The following is a 19665-nucleotide window of genomic DNA, read 5'->3' as shown; positions in this document are numbered from 1 at the left end:
CACCTCGAGGAACCAGGCGACCGTCACGACGACGAGCGAGCCGAAAAGGCCGATGGTCTGGGAAGCGGCAACGGCCGCGGGTAGGGTGAAGTCCACGTTCAGCACCTCCATGCTGTCCGTCTGGCCCTCGGTAGTTTCCGCTACGCGGGGGCCGCCCCGTTAGTCGGGGATATTTCGCACTACAGCGCTTGAAACCGAGTGGCGATCTGCCGCCAAACCCGCCGTGTCGCACAGTGCTGAGGTCGTCCCTAGTGCGCGACTACCTCGACTGATCGACGTCGACGCGCCCACGTGGCGCGTGACACCACGAGCCCCGGCTCCGCACGAGTGCGACACTCCTGCGGAGCCGGGGCTGATGTGCGTCACCCCATCGTGCGGCGGGTGGGCCGGCGCCGGACGACGGGGGAGTCAGCGCCGGGAGAGTTGGGCGAAGGGGGAGTCAGCGCTGGGGGAGGCGACGCAGGATCGCCCGGCCCAGGGACCGCCAGGCGTCGACCCCCTCCTGGGGCCACAGCAGCGAGCGTGCCCGGGGCAGACCCTGACGGGTCGAGCGCACCCGGTGCACGACGGCCGTGACCTGGGCGCTGATGTCCGGCAGGTCGGCGCCGGGCGCGCCGTAGCGGGCGCGCTCGAGCGTCGCGACGACCTCGTCGAGCTGTCCCTGCAGCGGCGCGTCCAGGTGCATGCGATGACCGATCCACGCGCCGGCCTGACGCGGGGTGGAGCCGACGGGCGGCCGGATGCCGAGGTCGTCGAGCTGGGCGACGAGCTCCTGCCACTCACGCTCGACCCGCTGGGCGTCGTCGGCCGCCGTACGTCGGCGGCGTCGTCGGGCCAGGACCGCGGTCACCGGCATGATCGCCGCGAGGGCCAGCACGGCGACGAGGCCGACGAGCCACCACAGCCACCGAGGGGTGCCCGTGTCCGCACCGGCCTGGGGGTCGACGGCGGTGGCATCCTCCACCTCGGAGCTCGTCGTGGAGGTCGACGTCGACGAGTCGGAGGTGCTCGTCCCGGTCTCGTCGGTGTCCGTCGAGTCGGAGCTGGCGATGCTGTAGCCCGGGACGCTGGCCGCCCGCTGGCCCGGCGTCGGCTCGAAGCGCACCCAGCCGACGCCTTCGAAGTACAGCTCGGGCCAGGCGTGGGCGTCGCTGGCGCGGACCACGCGCGCGCGGCCGTCCGGGCTCGACCCGGGCAGGAAGCCGACGACCACCCGCGCGGGGATCCCGCGGGCCCGGGCCAGCAGGGTCATCGTCGCGGCGAACTGCTGGCAGTAGCCGACTCCGGTCTCGAGGAAGTGCACGATCGGGTCGCGGCCCTCGGGCATCGCCGGCAGGTCGAGGCTGTAGCTGTAGGAGGCACTGCGCAGGTGCTCCTGGATCGCCTGGGCCGCCTCGAGGGGCGTGGCGTCGACCGGGGCGAGCGACTCGGCCAGCTCGGTGATCTCGACGGCCGACCCGGGGTCGAGGGAGACGTAGGCGTCCCGGTAGGCGGTGGTGTCGACGACCTCGGTCTGGCCGTCGTCGCGCAGCACCGAGTCGGCGAGGTCCTCCTCCTGGGGGTCGAGCTCGATGAAGGAGGCGGAGTAGGTCCCGGGCGTGCGCTGCACCCGAGCCGTCCCGTCAGCGCCGACCGACCAGGCGATGCCCCCGAGGTCGGCCGAACGGGTGAGCCACGGCAGCGGCAGCTGCGGCGCCGCGACGCCGTTGTCCTCGACGAGGATCGTCCGCTGCTCCCGGTCGACCGACTCGGGGACGGTGCGCACCGGGTCCCTCGGGGTGAAGCCCTCGCGGGGCTCGAGAGCCCGCGAGCGCATCTGGCCGAAGCCGTCGGTGAAGTCCTCGACGACCGCGACGCGCAGCGGCTGCGGGGTCGGGTCGTCGGTCGTGTAGCGCATGACCGGGGTCTGGCTCGGCGACTCGAGACTGCGTCGCAGGTCGAGCTCGGTCGAGAGCCGGATGCCCGTGCCCGCTCCCGCTCCATCTCCTCGGCCGAGACCGTCGAGCACGTAGCGGGTCGGCAGGTGCGGGACGAAGCCCGCGGCCACCATCGCCGCGACGACCGCCACGGCACCCACCCCGGCTGCCTGCCAGCGGTGCGAGCGGGCGGCGACCCCGTCGCCGTCGCCATCGGCCATCAGGGGGATCGACGTGGTCCACCCGCGCAGGTCGACGTCGGACTGGTGCGCGACCATCGCCAGCCACAGCGCGGCGGCGACGACGAACCACACCCAGTGGAGGGACCCGCCGGAGTTGGCCGCCGAGACGAGGAAGAGCGAGAGCAGGGGCAGCCCGGCCACAGCCGGGCTGGCCGCAGCCGTGCTCGCGAGGTCGACGGCGAGGGCGACGACGACGACGATGATGACGAGGCAGACGACGATGCCGGGGGTGGCCGGCGCCGGTGCAGCGTAGGTCGTGATCGTGTGGTGCGCCTGCTCGAGGTGCCCCACGAGCGCAGTCCACGTCTGCGGGGTGGGGACGACGACGAAGCGCGTGGTGTCGCCGAGCTGGGAGACGAGCACGTACAGCCCGGCGACGAGGGTCTGGCCGAGGACGATGACGCCCGAGCTCATGGTGAGGCTGCGCAGGAGCATGCCGGCGGCCGCGACGACGATGACGCCGAGCACCGCGGGCACGACCCAGGGCGGGGTGTCGAAGAGCCGCACGAGGGGCAGGGTGACGGCGGTGGTCGCCGCGGCGGAGAGCAGGCCGGCGACGATCCGCGCCTCGCCCCTCACCGGATCGCTCCCATGCCGACCGTGGCGCGTGCCCACACCTCGGGCAGCGAGGCCCCTGGCGAGACGACCTGGGCCCGCCACCCGCCGAGCGCGAGCTGCTGGGCGGTGGCCCCGGCGGGCCCCCCCTTCGTCCTGACCGTGGGCGAAGCCGCCGCGATCGATGACCAGGGCGATCCCGTGCCGGGAGCGGCCCGTGCACATCGCGGCGACGTCGTCGTCGAGGGCGCCCACGACGACGACGACGAGGCCGCCACCGTGGTGGGCGAACTCGTCGAGGGCCTCGACGATCCCGCTCGGAGAGGTCGTCTCGTGGGGCTGGACCGCTGCGAGCTCGTCGAGGGCGTGGTCGATGCCCTGCACGGGTAGCACCGTGCCGGAGGTGTCGGAGGTGAGGCACAGGTGCACCTCGAAGCGCTCTCGCAGGAGCAGGGTGGCGACGGACGCCACCGCGGTCACCGACCACTCGAATGAACCGCCGTCGCCCGTGCCGGCGTGCACGGCGGCCCGGTCGTCGAGGAGCACGAGCACTCGCCGCCTCGTGGGCTGCTCGTCCTGGCGGACCATCGTCTCGCCGGTGCGCGCCGTCGAGCGCCAGTGGATGCGGCGCAGGTCGTCGCCCATGCGGTACTCGCGCACAGCGACGTCGTCCTCACCGTGCAGGGCGATCCTCGGGGAGGTCGTCGTCTCGCCACCGCTGCCCGCGGCGACACCGCGCACCGGGGAGAGGGGCACGACGCGGGGCAGCACGACGAGGGTCGCCTCGCCGGGGACCGTCACCCCCCGCGTCGCCAGGCCGAAGGGGTCGTCCACACGCAGCGTGAGCGGTCCGATGCGGTGGTGGCCGCGCACGTGCGACCGCACGCGGTAGGTCAGCTGGCGGGACTCGCCGCCGTCGAGCCGCGGGACGAGCAGGTGTGGCCGGTCACCGAGCGCATAGGCGAGCCCCTCCTCGCCGCGCAGCAGCGGGGTCGGCAGCCGGCCGTCGTTGCGCACCCGCACGGTCACGTCGGCGTGGGCGTCCGTCGTCACCCGGGTGGGGTGGACGACCCGGGTGATGTCGAGGTCGAGCTCGCGTCGCGAGAGGAGCACGGCGAGCCCCGGCAGGAGCACGAGCAGCAGCCCGATCTTCGTCAGGTCGTGCAGACCCAGGACGAGACCGGTGGCGACGACGAGAGCCCCCGCGCCGACGAAGAGGCGCCCCCGGAGCGTCACCTGCGTCTCCTCACCGGGAGGCGGGCACGCGCGTGCGGCGCACGAGCTCGGTGACGATGTCGAGGGGCTCGCGGCGGGCGAGCTGGGCCTCGCTGCTCAGGAGCAGACGGTGGGCCAGGACGACCGGCGCAATCGCCTGGATGTCGTCGGGCAGCACGTGGTCGCGGCCCTCGAGGGCGGCTCGGGAACGGCCGGCGCGCAGCAGGTGGAGGGTGGCGCGCGGGGAGGCGCCGAGCCGGATGAGGGAGCTCGTGCGGGTGGCGGCGGCGATGTCGACGACGTACTGCCGCACGGCGCTCGCGGCGTGGACGGTGCGCACCGCGCGGATGAGCCGCGCGATGCCGTCGGCGTCGGTGACCGGCTGGAGCTGGTCGAGCGGGGAGCTCGCACCGTGGTGGTCGAGCATGGCGACCTCGGCCGCGCTCGTGGGATAGCCCATCGACAGCCGGGCCATGAAGCGGTCGCGCTGGGCCTCGGGCAGGGGGTAGGTGCCTTCCATCTCCACCGGGTTCTGCGTCGCCATGATGATGAAGGGCCGCGGCAGCTCGTAGGTCGTGCCGTCGACGGTCACCTGGGCCTCCTCCATGCACTCGAGGAGGGCGGACTGCGCCTTGGGCGAGGCGCGGTTGATCTCGTCGCCGATGACGACGTTGGCAAACACCGCGCCGGGGCGGAACTCGAAGTCGTGCTGGTCCTGGTTGTAGATGCTCACGCCGGTGATGTCGCTCGGCAGCAGGTCGGGGGTGAACTGCACCCGACGGACAGAGGCGTCGATGCTGCGCGCCAACGTCTTGGCGAGCATCGTCTTGCCGACGCCCGGGACGTCTTCGACGAGCAGGTGCCCCTCGGCGAGGAGCACGGTGACGGCGGTGCGCACGACGTCGGGCTTGCCCTCGATGACGGCGTTCATGGCGTCGGTGAGCGCGCCACCCACCCGCACCACGTGCTCGAGGTCCGCGCTGGGGACGGCCATCGTCGGGGTGCTCTCCCTGCTGAGGGTCACGTGGTCTCCGATCCGGACGAACGATGCCGCCCCACTTCGCTCCGCTGTGCACCCGACCCTACGTGGCCCGGCGCGCCTCGCCCCCGAATACCGGCGACCGAGCCACTGACGGCAGGACGTGGGTGCGCCGAGGCCCCCGCGGAGGAGTCGGCGACGGATATTTCGCCCCACTTTGCACCACCCTTGATTTATCAGGGAAAACTCAGCATCTGATCGGCGAAAACCTGCCTGAGTGGGTGTCTTTTGTCTCATGGGTGGAGTAAAGTGGGGCAACAAGGAAGAGCAGGGAGCCATGCGGGTCGAGACGAAGGGGAGGTGGCCGCGATGTTCCTCGGTACCCACACCCCGAAGCTCGACGACAAGGGCCGGCTCTTCCTCCCCGCCAAGTTCCGCGACAAGCTCGCCGGCGGCCTCGTCATGACCCGCGGGCAGGAGCGCTGCCTCTACGTCTTCCCCATGGACGAGTTCGCCAAGATCACGCAGAAGTTCCAGGAGGCCCCGACGTCGAGCAAGGCGGCCCGCGACTACATGCGCGTCTTCCTCTCCGGCGCGAGCGACGAGATCCCCGACAAGCAGGGCCGGGTCACCGTGCCGGCCGCGCTGCGCCAGTACGCCGGCCTCGACCGTGACTGCACGGTCATCGGGACCGGCTCGCGCGTCGAGGTCTGGGACACCGCCGCGTGGGAGGAGTACCTGGCGAGCACCGAGCAGGCCTTCGCCGACCAGTCCGAGGAGGTGATCCCCGGACTCATGTGACAGCTGCTGCCATCCGGCCTCCAGCCGTGACGGCGCCGACCCGACTTCCCCCGGGCCGGATCGTCCCGGATGGGGACCAGGTGGCAGCAGCGAGCACCAGCCGGAGATCACCACCCCACCCCGCACCACCACCCGACACCACCGACGAGCACGAAGGGAGCACCGTGGAGCACGACGCCGACCGTGACCTGACGACCGACGACCGCGACGCGGCCTCCCGCCACGTCCCCGTCATGCTCGACGAGGTCCTCGAGCTCCTCGCGCCCGCGCTCTCCACGCCGGGCGCGATCCACGTCGACGGGACCCTCGGCATGGGCGGCCACGCGCAGGCCGTGCTCGAGTCCGACCCGCAGGTCCGCCTCATCGGCATCGACCGCGACCCGCAGGCGCTGCGCCTCGCGGGGGAGCGGCTCGCCCCCTTCGGCGACCGGGTCACCCTCGTGCACGCGGTCAACGACGAGATCGGCGAGGTCCTCGACGACCTCGGCATCGACACGGTGACCTCCGCCTTCTTCGACCTCGGCGTCTCCTCGCTGCAGCTGGACGAGACCGAGCGCGGCTTCGCCTACGCGCACGACGCGCCCCTCGACATGCGGATGGACCCCACGACGGGCGTCACGGCCGCCGAGGTGCTCAACACCTACGACGCCCGGGACCTGGCCCGGGTGCTGTCGGAGTTCGGCGAGGAGCGCTTCGCCCGCAAGATCGCCGGCGCGATCGTCCGCGAGCGGGAGGTCGCTCCCTTCGACCGCTCGGGGCGGCTCGTCGAGCTGCTCCGCTCGACCATCCCCATGGCCTCGCAGCGCGGGGGTGGGCACCCGGCCAAGCGGACCTTCCAGGCCCTGCGCATCGAGGTCAACGAGGAGCTCGCCGGGTGGTCCCGGGCGCTCCCGGTGGCGCTGCGGCGGCTCGCGGTCGGTGGGCGCCTCGCCGTCCTGTCCTTCCACTCGCTCGAGGACCGCATCACCAAGAAGGCGCTCGCCCGCGGCGCGACGTCGACCTCGCCGGCCGACCTGCCCGTCGAGCTGCCTGAGCACGCGGCCGAGCTGCGGCTGACCACCCGGGGTGCCCTCACCCCGAGCGAGCACGAGCTCGCCACCAACTCCCGATCCGCCTCGGTCCGACTGCGTGGGGCCGAACGCATCCGTCCACCGAGAGAAGGCGCGTAAGAGATGAGCCAGTCGACCGTCGCCACCACCGTCGCCCGCCGAACCCCGGCCCGTCGGGAGCGCGCCTCGCTGCAGGTCGTCACGCCCGCCGACCGGTCCGGGTCGCCGTGGTTTGCCGTCCTGTGCGTCGCCCTCCTGCTCGCCGGTCTTGCCGCCGTGCTCGGGCTCAACACCTCGATGGCCCAGGACTCCTTCAAGGTCTCCGCGCTCGAGGCCCGCTCGGCGAGCCTCGCGGACACCGAGGACTCCCTCGCCCAGTCGATCAACGCCAAGTCCGCGCCGCAGAACCTGGCGACCCGCGCGGACGAGCTCGGCATGGTGCCGGCCCAGTCAGCGGCCTTCATCGACGTCGACCAGGGCAAGGTGCTCGGCGTGGCGACGGTGGCCGAGAAGCCCGACGGATTTACGGTGGGAGCAGCGGCCACGAGCACCGCGGACGAGGCGGACAAGAGCTCGACGAGCACGAAGAAGACCGCCGACGAGAGCATGAAGAAGCAGAGCAGCACCAAGAGCAGCAGCTCGACCAAGGACTGAGAGGGGGAGCGCGGTGAGCCAGCGCCGACCCGAGGACCCCCGGAGCACGGGCCGGCCCACGCGCTCGGCCCGCCCCGGGCCGGCCGCGAAGAAGACGGCCGCCCCGAAGGGTGCGGCCAAGACATCGGCGGCCAAGACGTCGGCGGCGAAGAAGGCCTCCGCGAAGAAGACCTCGGCACCCCCACCCGCGACGAAGGCGGCCGCGAAGAAGACCGCGCGCACGACCGCCTCGCGCCCCCGCGGCGTCCCGCCCGGCCACCCGACCGACGCGCGGACCACGCCCTTCGTCGACCCGACCGGCCACGCGACCGGCGACGGCCACCCCAGCCGTCGGCAGCCCGCGCGCCCGCATGCGCGCCCTCATGGTCGTCTCGCTCATCGTGCTCAGCCTCTTCGCCGCACAGCTGCTGCGCATCCAGGGCTTCGACTCCGACGCGGTCGCCGCCGACGCCCTGCGTCAGCGGACGCACACCGAGGCGATCCCGGCGCACCGCGGCACGATCTACGACGTCAACAACACCGTCCTCGCGCAGAGCCAGGAGCGGCGCACCGTCATCGTCGACCAGACCGCGGTGCCCGAGTACAAGAAGACGGTCGACGGCGAGCGCACCACCGTCGGCGTCGAGGGCGCGGCCGAGGACCTGGCCGAGATCCTCGGCGACCCGGCCTCCGAGATCGAGCCCAAGCTCACCGGCGACCTGCGCTACCGGCCGCTGGCCAAGAACATCTCGCCGCTCACCTGGCGCAAGATCAACGCCCTGGGCATCCCCGGCATCTACTCCGAGCGCTCCTCGCAGCGCACCTACCCGCAGTCGACGACCGTCGCCTCGCTCGTCGGCTTCGTCCAGCCGCAGGACCAGAGCGCCGGCGGTGGCCTCGAGCTCCAGCTCGACGACGTGCTCAAGGGCACGCCCGGACAGGCCACGTACGAGATCGCGCAGGACGGCTCGCGCCTGCCCAATGCCTCCGACGACGTCACCTCCGGCACGGCCGGCAAGGACGTGCGCCTGACGATCGACAACGACATCCAGTGGTACGCGCAAAATGCCCTGGCCGACAAGGTCAAGGAGACCGACGCGCTCTCGGGCACGATCGTCGTCCAGCGGGTCACCGGTGAGCTCGTCGCCCTGGCGTCCTACCCGACCTTCGACCCCAACAACCTCGGGGACGGCAAGGGCGTCTACAGCAACCTCGCCTTCAGCGACGTCTTCGAGCCCGGCTCGACGTCGAAGATCATGACCGTCGCGGCGGGGCTCGAGGAGGACACGATCACCCCGGAGACGCCGATGATCCTCCCGGGGTCGGTCAACCGCGGCAACCGCACGCTCAACGACTCGCACCCCCACCCCGACGAGTACCGGACGGTCGCCGGGGCCCTGGCGCAGTCGAGCAACACCGGCACGATCCTCATCGGCGAGACGATGGAGCCCAAGACCCTCGAGGAGTACCTGCGCAAGTTCGGCTTCGGGTCGACGAGCGGGTCAGGATTCCCGGGGGAGTCGGCGGGTCTGCTGCCCAAGGCGGAGACGTGGAACGGCTCCCAGCGGGCGACGATCACCTACGGCCAGGGTGTGTCCACGACCGCGATCCAGGTGACCAACGTCTTCCAGGCCATCGCCAACGACGGCGTGCGGATCAGCCCGACCTTCGTCAAGGAGGTGAGTGACGGCCAGGGCGGGTGGGACCCCGCGCCGGCCGGCACGCGCACCCAGGCGGTCTCCAAGGAGACGGCCAACGAGGTCTCCCGGATGCTCGAAGGCGTCGTCTCCGAGGAGGGCACCGCGCCGCAGGCCCGCATCGAGGGCTACCGGGTCGCCGGCAAGACCGGCACCGCCGACCGGTACGACTCGCGCACGGGCGGGTACTCGGGCAAGACGGCGAGCTTCATCGGCTTCGCGCCGGCTGACGACCCGCAGCTCGTCGTCTCGGTCATCCTCCAGCGCCCGATCAAGGGCTACTACGGCGGCACCGTCGCCGCCCCGGTCTTCAAGGACGTCATGACCTACGCACTCCAGCACGAAAAGGTCCCGCCGACACCGCAGGACGAGAAGGCGCCCAAGGTGCGCACCAAGCTGTCCAAGCGACCGGCCGACGACACCCCGGGTCTGCTGAAGGACCGGGGTACGCCCGGCGACGGGTAGGGTCGGCCGACGTGTCTTTTCCTCGCCCAGAGCGGGTCCGCCCGCTGACCCTGCACACCGTCGCCGACCTCCTCGGCGACGGTGCCCGGCTCACCCACGGTGACCTGGCCACCGAGGTCACCGGCGTCTCGCTCGACACCAAGACCCTGCAGCCCGGCGACCTGTGGGCCGCCCTCCCCGGGGCCCGCGCCCACGGCGCCGACTTCGTCGACCAGGCCCTCGCGGCCGGCGCCGTCGCCGTCCTCACCGATGCCGACGGGGTTTCCCGCCTCCGGGCGAAGGGGGTCGAGCTGCCCCTCGTCGAGGTGGAGCGGCCCCGCACCGTGCTCGGCCGGGTCGCGGCCGCGGTCTACGACAGCGCCGCCCGACGGCCCAAGATGTTTGGCATCACCGGCACCAACGGCAAGACGACGACGGCCTACCTCATGGTCTCGGCGCTCGAGGCGCTCGGCCGCACGACGGGGCTCATCGGGACGATCGAGACCCGCATCGGCAGCGAGCGGATCAAGTCGGTGCGCACGACCCCGGAGACGACCGACCTGCACGCGCTGCTGGCGACCATGGGGGAGCGCGGCGTCGACGCCTGCGTCATGGAGGTCTCCAGCCACGCGCTCACGCTGCACCGCGTCGACGAGGTCGTCTACGACGTGGCCCTCTTCGCCAACCTCAGCCAGGACCACCTCGACTTCCACGGCACCATGGAGGAGTACTTCCGGGCCAAGGCCAGCCTCTTCACCCCCGAGCGCTCGCGCCGCGGCGTCGTCTGCATCGACGACGAGTGGGGCCAGCGCCTGTCCCGCGAGGCGAGCGTCCCCGTGACGACCGTGACCTCGCGCCTGGACGCCGAGGCCGACTGGGTCATCGGGGGAGACCCCCGGCAGCCGCTCGTGCGCCTCACCCGACGCGACGAGACCGTGCGGCTCGAGTCGGCCCTGCCCGGCGACTTCAACCGGGTCAACACCGCGATGGCCGCCGTCGCGCTCATCGAGTCGGGTGTGCCCGCCGACCAGGTCGCCGAGGCCGTGCTCACCCGCCCGGAGGTGCCCGGCCGGATGGAGATCGTCGCTCCGAGCACCCCCTCCGACGAGCTGCCTCTGGCGATCGTCGACTTCGCGCACACCCCGGATGCCGTCGGCGCGGCCCTGGCCGCGCTGCGCCCGCAGACCAACGGCCTGCTCGTCGTCGTCCTCGGTGCCGGCGGCAGCCGGGACCCGGGCAAGCGCCCCGGCATGGGGGCGGCCGCGGCGGCGCACGCCGACGTCGTCGTCGTCACCGACGACAACCCGCGTGACGAGGACCCCGAGGTGATCCGTGCCGCCGTCGCCGACGGCGTGTGGCCCCGCTCGCGGGCTCGGCTCGAGATCGTCGCCGGGCGGGTGGACGCCATCGAGCGCGCCGTCGCCATCGCCCACGAGTCCGGCCCCGGCGCGACCGTGGCCGTCCTCGGCAAGGGCCACGAGCAAGGACAGGAAGTGCGCGGCGAGGTCCGCGACCACGACGACCGGACGGTCCTGCGGGCCGCCCTCGACCGCCGGAGTGCCACCGGATGATCCCCATGACCTTGGGCGCCGTCGCCGACCTCACCGGCGGGCGCCTCCACGGATGCACCGTGGCCGAGGCCGACGCGCTGCTCGTCGACGGCCCCGTCGTCACCGACTCGCGCGAGGCCGGCCCCGGCAGCCTCTACGTCGCCCGCGTCGGCGAGAGCGCCGACGGGCACGACTTCGTGCCCGGTGCCGCCTCGGCCGGCGCCGTCGCCGCGCTGACCACCCGCGAGGTCGACGGGCTGCCCTGCGTCGTCGTCGACGACGAGCAGGCCGCCTTCGTCGCCCTGGCACGACACCTCGTCGACTCCCGACCCGACCTGACGGTCATCGGGATCACCGGCTCCTCCGGCAAGACAAGCACCAAGGACCTGCTCGGCGCCGTGCTGGCCACCGACGGCGAGACCGTCGCGCCGGTCGGCTCGTACAACTCCGAGGTCGGCGTGCCGCTCACGGTCTGCCGGATCACGCCCCGGACCGCCCACCTCGTCGTCGAGATGGGTGCCCGCGGCATCGGGCACGTCGAGTACCTCACGCGCATCGCCCCGCCCCGCATCGGCATCGTGCTCAACGTCGGGCACGCCCACGTCGGCGAGTTCGGCTCCGTCGACGCGATCGCGCAGGCGAAGGGGGAGCTGCCCGCCGCCCTGCCTGCCGACGGGGTCGCCGTGCTCAACGCCGACGACGAGCTCGTCGCCGCGATGGCTGACCGCACCTCGGCCCGGGTCGTGCTCGTCGGCGAGGCGGAGGGCGCGCACGTTCGTGCCACCGAGGTCACCGTCGACGAGACGGGACGCCCCTCCTTCACCGTCGTCGCCCCCTTCGGCACGGCCCGCGTCGATCTCGGCCTCGTCGGCCGCCACCACGTCGGCAACGCCCTGGCCGTCATCGCCGCTGCCCAGGCCGCCGGCATGACGCTCGAGCAGATCGTGCCGGCACTGGCCGCGGCCCGTCCCGCCAGCCGCTGGCGGATGGAGGTCACCCGCCGCGACGACGGCGTCGTCGTCGTCAACGACGCCTACAACGCCAACCCCGACTCGATGTCCGCGGCCCTGCGCAGCGTCGCCGGCATGGCGACGACCGGGCGCCGCTGGGCGGTCCTCGGTGCGATGCTCGAGCTGGGGGAGACCTCCGACGAGCTGCACGCCGCCGTCGGGCGCGAGGCGACCGACCTCGGCTTCGACGAGATCCTCGTCGTGGGCGCGTCGGCGTCGCCGATCGCCACCGGGGCGAAGGACAATGGCCCGCGGGAGGACGTGCGGGTCCGGGTCGTGGACGACGCCGAAGCCGCCGAGGCCGTGCTCGCCGACGAGCTCGCCGTGCCGGACGTCGCCTTGTTCAAGTCGAGTCGGGACGCCGGGCTACGGTGGCTCGGAGACCGCATCATCCAGAGGGAGGCCCGCTCGTGAAGGCAGTGGTCATCGCGTCCGTCCTGTCCCTCGTCGTCGCCCTGCTGGGGACGCCGATGTTCATCCGCTACCTCGTCAAGCAGGGGTACGGGCAGTTCATCCGGGACGACGGCCCCACCTCGCACCACACGAAGCGCGGCACCCCGACGATGGGCGGCGCCGTCATCATCCTCGCGACGGTCATCGCCTATGCGCTCGCGCACGTCGTGACCTGGCACCCGCCGACCGTCAGCGGCCTGCTCGTGCTCTTCCTCATGGTCGGCCTCGGCGCCGTCGGTTTCGCCGACGACTACATCAAGATCAGCCGGCAGCGCAGTCTCGGGCTGCGGTCAGGCAGAAGCTCATCGGTCAGACCGCCGTCGGCGTGATCTTCGCGATCCTCGCGCTGCAGTTCCCCAACGAGGCCCTGCGGCGACCGGCGTCGACGAGCATCTCCTTCGTCCGCGACACCGCGATCGACCTCGCCTTCGCCGGGCCGGTCATCGGGACGATCCTCTTCATCCTCTGGGCCAACCTCATGATCGCGGGCACGTCCAACGGCGTGAACCTCACCGACGGTCTCGACGGGCTCGCCACGGGGTCCTCCGTCATGGTCTTCGGCGCCTACGTCGTCATCTCGATCTGGCAGTTCAACCAGAACTGCCAGATCAGCCCCGTGGCCAACTGCTACGACGTGCGTGACCCGCTCGACCTCGCGGTCGTCGCCGCATCCGCGACCGGCGCCTGCTTCGGCTTCCTCTGGTGGAATGCCTCCCCGGCCAAGATCTTCATGGGCGACACCGGCTCGCTCGCGCTCGGCGGTGGTCTTGCCGGCCTGGCGATCCTCTCGCGCACGGAGCTGCTCATCGTCATCCTCGGCGGGCTCTTCGTGACGATCACCCTCTCGGTGATCATCCAGGTCGCCTCCTTCAAGTCGACCGGCAAGCGGGTCTTCCGGATGGCGCCGCTGCAGCACCACTTCGAGCTGCTCGGGTGGCAGGAGGTGACGATCGTCATCCGCTTCTGGATCATCGCGGGGCTCTTCGTCGCCGGCGGCCTGGCGATCTTCTACGCCGAATGGGTCGTGGGGACGCCGTGACCCGGGCCCGCTCCCACGACGAGCGGCTGGCGGGGCTGACCTCCCACGAGGCGGACTGGGCCGGCCTGCGGGTCGTCGTCACCGGCCTCGGGGTCTCCGGCTTCGCCGCTGCCGACGCCCTGATCCAGCACGGCGCCCACGTGCGCGTCGTCGACGCGCAGACCCCGGTGGAGGGCACCCCGATGGGCCAGCGTGCCCAGATCCTCGAGGTCCTCGACGCCGAGCTGCACCTCGGCGACGGAGCCGAGACCGCGCTGCCCGTGCCGGCCGACGAGATCGACCTCGTCGTCACCTCGCCCGGATGGCCGCCGCACCAGCCGCTGCTCGCCGCGGCCGCCGCCGCGGGCATCCCGATCTGGGGCGACGTCGAGCTCGCCTGGCGCATGCGGCCGCGCGAAGGGGGAGCCCCCTGGCTCCTCGTCACCGGCACCAACGGCAAGACGACGACCGTGCAGATGCTCACCTCCATGCTGCGGGCCGCCGGCCTGCGGGCGGCGAGCGCTGGCAATGTCGGCACCCCGGTGCTCGACCTCGTCCAGGACCCCCAGCCCTACGACGTCATCGCCGTCGAGCTCTCGAGCTTCCAGCTGCACTGGAGCCACTCCCTTCGCCCGCGTGCCGCGGCCTGCCTCAACATCGCACCGGACCACATCGACTGGCACGGCTCGCTCGAGGAGTACGCCGCCGCCAAGGGCAAGGTCTACGCCAACACCGAGATCGCCTGCGTCTACAACGAGCAGGACCCCGCGACCCGGCGCCTCGTCGAGGAGGCCGACGTCGTCGAGGGGTGCCGGGCGGTGAGCTTCACCCTCGGCAGCCCCGGGCCCTCGATGCTCGGGCTCGTCGAGGACGTGCTCGCCGACCGGGCCTTCGTCGAGGACCGCGCCACGACGGCGGCCGAGCTCGGCAGCCTCGCCGACCTGCAGGGCGAGGCCCCCAGCGTCGCCCCGCACCTCGTCGCCAACGCCCTCGCCGCCGCGGCGCTCGCCCGCGCCCACGGCGTCCCGCCCGTGGCCGTCCGCGACGGGCTGCGGGCCTGGCAGCCAGAGCCCCACCGCATCGCGCACGTCGCCACCGCCGGCGAGGTGCACTGGGTCGACGACTCCAAGGCGACCAACCCGCACGCCGCGCAGGCCAGCCTCACCGCCTACGCCAAGGTCGTCTGGGTCGCCGGGGGGCTGCTCAAGGGGGCCGACGTCGACGAGCTCGTCGCCGCAGCGGCCGACCGGCTGCGGGGCGCCGTGCTCATCGGGCGCGACCGCGAGCAGATCGCCGCCGCCATCGCCCGACACGCGCCGGATGTCCCCGTCATCGACGTCGCCGCCACGGACACTGGAGCCATGGACCTCGTCGTCCGGCACGCGGGGGCACTCGCCCAGCCGGGAGACGTGGTGCTGCTCGCCCCGGCGGCGGCGTCCATGGACATGTTCGACAACTACGGAGCCCGCGGAGACGCCTTCGCCGACGCGGTGGATCGCTACCTGCAGGAGGGGTGAGTGTGAGCAGCAGCGCAGCAACCGGTCGCGGCACCGGCGCGCGATCGGCTCGCACCCGGCTCGAGCAGTGGGCGGCGCGCTTCGAGTCGCCGATGACGACCTACTACCTCCTGCTCGGGGTCGTCGGCCTGCTCGTCGGCATCGGCCTGGTCATGGTGCTCTCGGCCTCGATGATCGTCTCGCTGAGAGAAAACGACAGCTCCTTCACGATCTTCCTCAAGCAGTTCGTCTTCGCGGTCGCGGGGGGGGCTGGCGCTGTGGTGGGCCTCGCGGCGGAGCGTCGCCTTCTGGAAGCGTTTCGCCCTGCCCGCGGTCCTCGCCTCCATCGTCCTGCTCGGGCTGGTCCTCACCCCCCTCGGCTTCGGCTTCCAGGGCAACCGCAACTGGATCGGGGTGGGCTCGCTGTCCATCCAGCCGAGCGAGATCGCCAAGATCGGCCTCGTGCTCGGTGGTGCGCTCGTCCTCGAGCGCAAGCAGGCGCTGCTCGGCTCGATCAAGCACGCGCTCATCCCCTTCGTCCTCCCCGGGGCGCTGGTCATCGTCGGGCTCGTCATGCTCGGTCACGACCTCGGCACCGCCATGGTCATCGTCGCGATCGTCGTCGGCATGCTCTTCGCCGCGGGAGTGCCGCTGCGCTGGTTCGGCGCCGGGCTCGGGGTGCTCGCCGTGCTCGGCTACGCCGCGCTGACCCTCGGCAACAGCCGGATGGAGCGGATCAACGTCTGGCTCAACCCGGAGCAGTGCGCCCCCGGCACCGAGCTCTTCTACGGCATCTGCCGCCAGTCGGTCCACGGCCGCTACGCCCTCGCCGACGGGGGCTGGCTCGGCGTCGGCCTCGGGGCCAGCCGCGAGAAGTGGGGCTGGCTCTCCGAGCCGTACAACGACTTCATCTTCGCGATCATCGGTGAGGAGCTCGGCCTGCTCGGCACGCTGGCGATCCTCCTGCTCTTCGCCAGCTTCGCCCTCGCCGGACTGCGGCTGGTCACCCGCACCGACGACTACTTCGTGCGGCTGGCCACCGCGGGCATCTGCACCTGGGTGCTCATCCAGGCGATCATCAACATCGGCGCCGTCATCGGGATGCTCCCCGTCATCGGCGTGCCGCTGCCCTTCGTCTCCTCCGGCGGGTCCTCGCTCGTCACCTCGATGCTCGCCGTCGGCATCCTGCTGAGCTTCGCTCGTGCCGAGCCGGGCTGCTCTGAGATGATCGCGGCCAAGCCCTCCCGGGCGCGCGCCCTGCTCGCCCGGTTCCCCAGCAGGAGGACATCCACGCGATGACGCCCGACCGCCCCTCACGCATCCTGCTGGCGGGAGGTGGCACCGCGGGACACGTCTCGCCGCTGCTCGCCCTCGCCGACTGCCTCCGTCGCCGTGACCCCGGCGTCGAGATCCTGGCCCTCGGCACGAGCGAGGGCCTCGAGGCACGGCTGGTGCCCGAGCGCGGGTACGACTTCGCGACGATCCCCAAGGTGCCGCTGCCGCGCAGGCCCTCCGGTGACCTCGTCCGGCTGCCGGTCAACCTGCGACGTGCGGTGGCGGCCGCTGGTCGGGCCATCGAGCAGGTCGACGCCCAGGTCGTCGTCGGCTTCGGTGGCTACGTCTCCACGCCGGCCTATCTCGCGGCGCGCAAGGCCGGGGTGCCGATCGTCATCCACGAGCAGAATGCGCGGGCAGGGATCGCCAACAAGGTGGGGGCCCGCTTCACCGACCACGTCGGCGTGACCTTCCCCGGGACCAAGCTCGCCGGTGCCCGGGTCATCGGGATGCCGCTGCGCCCGGAGATCGTCGCCCTCGACCGCGAGGCCACCCGGGCCGAGGCACGCGCGGGGCTCGGCCTGCGCGACGACCTGCCGGTCCTGCTCGTCACCGGTGGCTCGCTCGGCGCCAAGCGGCTCAACGACGCCTTCGCCGCGAGCGTCGCGACGTTCCGCGATGCCGGTATCCAGGTCCTCCACGCGACCGGCGCCGGCAAGGACTTCGTCGCCCTCGGCGGCGACGAGTCGGTGCCCTACGTCGTCATGCCCTACGTCGACCGCATGGACCTGGCCTACGCGGCCGCCGACGCCGTCGTCTGCCGCTCGGGCGCCAACACCGTGTGCGAGCTGACGGCCGTCGGGCTGCCCGCCGTCTACGTGCCGCTGCCCATCGGCAACGGCGAGCAGCGGCTCAACGCCGCCGGCGTCGTCGCCGCCGGTGGTGGACTGCTCGTCGAGGACGCCGACGTCGACCCCGGCTGGGTCGCGCGGGAGGTCGTCCCGCTGCTGCAGGACGCGGAGCGGATCCGCGAGATGTCCCGCGCCGCGGCGTCGGTCGGCCACCGGGATGCCGACGAGACCCTGGCCGACATGGTGACCACCGCGTGGGTCGACGGGAGCCGGCATGAGTGAGTCCGTGCTGCCGCCCGTGCCGCGCAACGAGCGCTTCGACGTCCTCGCCCCCCCGTGTGCCCCTCGCCGACCTCGGCTCCGTGCACGTGCTCGCCGCCGGCGGCGCCGGGATGTCGGCCATCGTCCGGCTGCTCGTCGACGCCGGCGTGCCGGTCAGCGGGAGCGATGCCCACGACTCGCCGCTGCTGCGTCGTCTCGGTGAGCTCGGTGCCCGGGTCAACGTCGGCCACGACGTCGCCCACCTCGAGGGCGCCGACACCGTCGTCGTCTCGTCGGCGATCCGCGAGGACAACCCCGAGCTCGCCGCCGCGCGCAGCCGAGGGCTGCGGGTGCTGCACCGCAGCCAGGCCCTCGCCTCCGTCATCGGTGAGCAGACCGGCGTGGCCGTCGCCGGGGCCAACGGCAAGACGACGACGAGCTCGATGCTCACCGTCGCGCTGCTCGAGAGCGGGCAGCGTCCTTCCTTCGCGCTCGGCGGGGAGCTGTCGACGCACGGGGTCAACGCGGCGCTGGGGGAGGGGACTCCCTTCGTCATCGAGGCCGACGAGTCCGACGGCTCCTTCCTCGCCTACCGGCCCGAGGTCGCCATCGTCACCAACGTCCAGCCCGACCACCTCGACTTCTACGGCAGCTTCGCCGCGGTCGAGGCGGCCTACCTCGAGTTCGCGCAGAGCATCGCCCCGGGCGGGCTGCTCGTCGCCTGCGCCGACGACGCCGGGTCCGTCCGGCTCGCCGAGCGGGCGGCAGCCGCCGGGGTGCGGGTGCTGCGCTACGGCTTCGCCGAGGAGGCCGAGGTGCGCCTCGTCGACCCCGTGCTCGACGGCACCCGGGCCGGCGTGACCCTCGTCGAGGGCGGGCAGCGGCGCGAGCTCGAGATCGCCGTGCCCGGCCGGCACAACCTGCTCAACGCGGCCGCGGCCTACGCCGCCGCGGTCCACGGACTCGGTCTCGAGCCGCAGCCCGTGCTCGATGGGCTGGCGGCCTACGGCGGCACCCGCCGGCGCTTCGAGACGAAGGGGGAGGCCCGGGGCGTCAGCGTCGTCGACGACTACGCGCACAACCCCGGCAAGGTCGAGGCGGTCGTGCGCACCGCGAAGGAGATCGCGGGTGAGCACCGGCTCTTCGTCGTCTTCCAGCCGCACCTGTACTCGCGCACGCGCGACTTCGCGGAGGGATTCGCGGCCGGTCTCGAGCCGGCGGACGAGGTGCTGCTGCTCGACGTCTACGGAGCGCGCGAGGACCCGGTGCCCGGAGTCAGCTCCCAGCTCATCGCGGCTCCCCTCGAGGCAGCAGGCCGCTCCGTCCGCGTCGTCGGGACCGATGAGGCCGTCGCGGCCGTCGCCGCGCAGGCGCGTGCCGGCGACCTCGTCCTGACGGTGGGGGCCGGCGACGTCACCCACCTCGGCCCGAGGTTGCTCGAGGCACTGCGTCGATGAGTCGGGGGAGCGGGACGCGGGAGGCGACCGAGGAGCGGTTTGCCGAGCGAGCGGCGCACGCGCGCACCCAGCGGGTCCGGCGGTGGCTGCTCGTCGTGGTCGCGGTGGTCGTCACCATCGCCCTGGCGTGGGCGGTCGGGTTTTCCTCGCTGCTCGACACCCGGGAGGTGAGCGTCACCGGGGCCGACCCTGCGGACGCGGCGAGCATCGAGCGGATCGCCGACGAGCAGGTGGGCCGACCGCTCGTGCGGGTCGACGGTGACGACCTCGCCCGACGGATCACCGACGAGGTCCCCGGGGCCGCGCACGTGACGGTCGAGAGGAGCTGGCCGCACACCCTCAACCTCAAGGTGACGTCGAGAGTCCCGGCGCTCGCCGTCGAGCGCGGGGAGCGGGACTTCGAGCTGCTCGACCTCGACGGGGTCGTCATCCGCCACGTCACCTCGGCCCCCGAGGACGTGCCCACCGTGACGGCCGAGGACGACGCCGAGGTGTCCGGCCACGGGGTCAAGGCGGCGCAGGGGATGCTCGCCGCGCTGCCCGCGGAGATGCGCTCCAAGGTCAAGGACGTCCGGGTCGACTCCGCGGACCAGATCAGCTTCCGCCTGGGCTCGACCCGGATCATCTGGGGCGACGGGTCGAAGCCGGAGGTCAAGGTCGAGGTCATCCGGATCCTCCAGGCCAAGAAGGCCAAGACCATCGACGTCTCGGCCCCCGACACGCCCGTCACGAGCGGGTAGTGTGGCGACACGCGGGTGCAGCG

Annotated in this window: 13 protein-coding genes and 1 pseudogene; 12 read left to right on the top strand and 2 right to left on the bottom strand. The window is 72.6% G+C overall.

Annotated features, from left to right (window positions below; genetic code table 11):
* Window positions 1-439 precede the first annotated feature (439 nt).
* Entirely contained in the window at window positions 440-3949 is a 3510-nt protein-coding gene (locus B277_RS15730; RefSeq protein ID WP_007925303.1) for a transglutaminaseTgpA domain-containing protein, read from the bottom strand.
* Window positions 3950-3959: 10 nt separating this feature from the next.
* Complete coding sequence (locus B277_RS03700) at window positions 3960-4922, bottom strand: AAA family ATPase (RefSeq protein ID WP_051987848.1); 963 nt, start codon at window positions 4920-4922, stop codon at window positions 3960-3962.
* Between the two features lie 354 nt (window positions 4923-5276).
* Here B277_RS03700 and mraZ point away from each other — a divergent pair, with 354 nt between their 5' ends.
* The 12 genes and pseudogenes from mraZ (at window position 5277) to B277_RS03640 (ending at window position 19642) form a co-directional block, all read left to right on the top strand.
* Window positions 5277-5708: a division/cell wall cluster transcriptional repressor MraZ gene (gene mraZ, locus B277_RS03695; RefSeq protein WP_007925298.1), complete on the top strand. Its 432-nt coding sequence runs from the start codon at window positions 5277-5279 to the stop codon at window positions 5706-5708.
* Between the two features lie 164 nt (window positions 5709-5872).
* Complete coding sequence (gene rsmH / locus B277_RS03690; protein ID WP_007925297.1) at window positions 5873-6877, top strand: 16S rRNA (cytosine(1402)-N(4))-methyltransferase RsmH; 1005 nt, start codon at window positions 5873-5875, stop codon at window positions 6875-6877.
* 3 nt (window positions 6878-6880) lie between these two features.
* Window positions 6881-7411 carry a cell division protein FtsL gene (gene ftsL / locus B277_RS03685; protein WP_007925296.1) on the top strand — a complete coding sequence of 177 codons (531 nt, stop codon included), beginning with the start codon at window positions 6881-6883 and terminating at the stop codon, window positions 7409-7411.
* Window positions 7412-7761: 350 nt separating this feature from the next.
* On the top strand, window positions 7762-9552 hold the full coding sequence (locus tag B277_RS03680) for a peptidoglycan D,D-transpeptidase FtsI family protein (protein WP_007925295.1): 1791 nt from the start codon (window positions 7762-7764) through the stop codon (window positions 9550-9552).
* Between the two features lie 11 nt (window positions 9553-9563).
* A complete protein-coding gene (locus B277_RS03675; RefSeq protein WP_007925294.1) occupies window positions 9564-11102 on the top strand; it encodes a UDP-N-acetylmuramoyl-L-alanyl-D-glutamate--2,6-diaminopimelate ligase in 1539 nt (512 codons plus the stop codon).
* Complete coding sequence (locus B277_RS03670; protein ID WP_040880710.1) at window positions 11099-12505, top strand: UDP-N-acetylmuramoyl-tripeptide--D-alanyl-D-alanine ligase; 1407 nt, start codon at window positions 11099-11101, stop codon at window positions 12503-12505. The genes B277_RS03675 and B277_RS03670 overlap by 4 nt, the downstream gene beginning before the upstream one ends.
* A pseudogene (gene mraY / locus B277_RS03665) lies at window positions 12502-13583 on the top strand (phospho-N-acetylmuramoyl-pentapeptide-transferase). Before B277_RS03670 ends, mraY begins: the two are co-directional and overlap by 4 nt.
* Entirely contained in the window at window positions 13562-15079 is a 1518-nt protein-coding gene (gene murD, locus B277_RS03660; protein ID WP_007925289.1) for a UDP-N-acetylmuramoyl-L-alanine--D-glutamate ligase, read from the top strand. Before mraY ends, murD begins: the two are co-directional and overlap by 22 nt.
* Before the next feature lie 249 nt (window positions 15080-15328).
* Entirely contained in the window at window positions 15329-16357 is a 1029-nt protein-coding gene (locus B277_RS03655; RefSeq protein WP_156811725.1) for an FtsW/RodA/SpoVE family cell cycle protein, read from the top strand.
* Window positions 16354-17466 carry an undecaprenyldiphospho-muramoylpentapeptide beta-N-acetylglucosaminyltransferase gene (gene murG / locus B277_RS03650; protein ID WP_007925280.1) on the top strand — a complete coding sequence of 371 codons (1113 nt, stop codon included), beginning with the start codon at window positions 16354-16356 and terminating at the stop codon, window positions 17464-17466. The genes B277_RS03655 and murG overlap by 4 nt, the downstream gene beginning before the upstream one ends.
* Before the next feature lie 56 nt (window positions 17467-17522).
* Window positions 17523-18902 carry a UDP-N-acetylmuramate--L-alanine ligase gene (gene murC, locus B277_RS03645; protein ID WP_007925279.1) on the top strand — a complete coding sequence of 460 codons (1380 nt, stop codon included), beginning with the start codon at window positions 17523-17525 and terminating at the stop codon, window positions 18900-18902.
* Window positions 18899-19642: a cell division protein FtsQ/DivIB gene (locus B277_RS03640; RefSeq protein WP_007925277.1), complete on the top strand. Its 744-nt coding sequence runs from the start codon at window positions 18899-18901 to the stop codon at window positions 19640-19642. The genes murC and B277_RS03640 overlap by 4 nt, the downstream gene beginning before the upstream one ends.
* The last annotated feature ends 23 nt before the right edge of the window (window positions 19643-19665 follow it).

The organism is Janibacter hoylei PVAS-1, assembly GCF_000297495.1.
In the GTDB taxonomy this organism is placed as follows: Bacteria; Actinomycetota; Actinomycetes; order Actinomycetales; family Dermatophilaceae; genus Janibacter; species Janibacter hoylei.
This window is presented reverse-complemented; position numbering and strand designations above follow the sequence as displayed.

Bases quoted from the DNA above. Each gene is read 5' to 3' on its own strand.
- murD (WP_007925289.1), top strand. From the start codon at position 13,562: ATGGGTCGTGGGGACGCCGTGACCCGGGCCCGCTCCCACGACGAGCGG.
- B277_RS03700 (WP_051987848.1), bottom strand. From the start codon at position 4,922: ATGGCCGTCCCCAGCGCGGACCTCGAGCACGTGGTGCGGGTGGGTGGC.
- murG (WP_007925280.1), top strand. From the start codon at position 16,354: ATGACGCCCGACCGCCCCTCACGCATCCTGCTGGCGGGAGGTGGCACC.
- B277_RS03670 (WP_040880710.1), top strand. From the start codon at position 11,099: ATGATCCCCATGACCTTGGGCGCCGTCGCCGACCTCACCGGCGGGCGC.
- mraZ (WP_007925298.1), top strand. From the start codon at position 5,277: ATGTTCCTCGGTACCCACACCCCGAAGCTCGACGACAAGGGCCGGCTC.
- B277_RS03680 (WP_007925295.1), top strand. From the start codon at position 7,762: ATGCGCGCCCTCATGGTCGTCTCGCTCATCGTGCTCAGCCTCTTCGCC.
- ftsL (WP_007925296.1), top strand. From the start codon at position 6,881: ATGAGCCAGTCGACCGTCGCCACCACCGTCGCCCGCCGAACCCCGGCC.
- B277_RS03640 (WP_007925277.1), top strand. From the start codon at position 18,899: ATGAGTCGGGGGAGCGGGACGCGGGAGGCGACCGAGGAGCGGTTTGCC.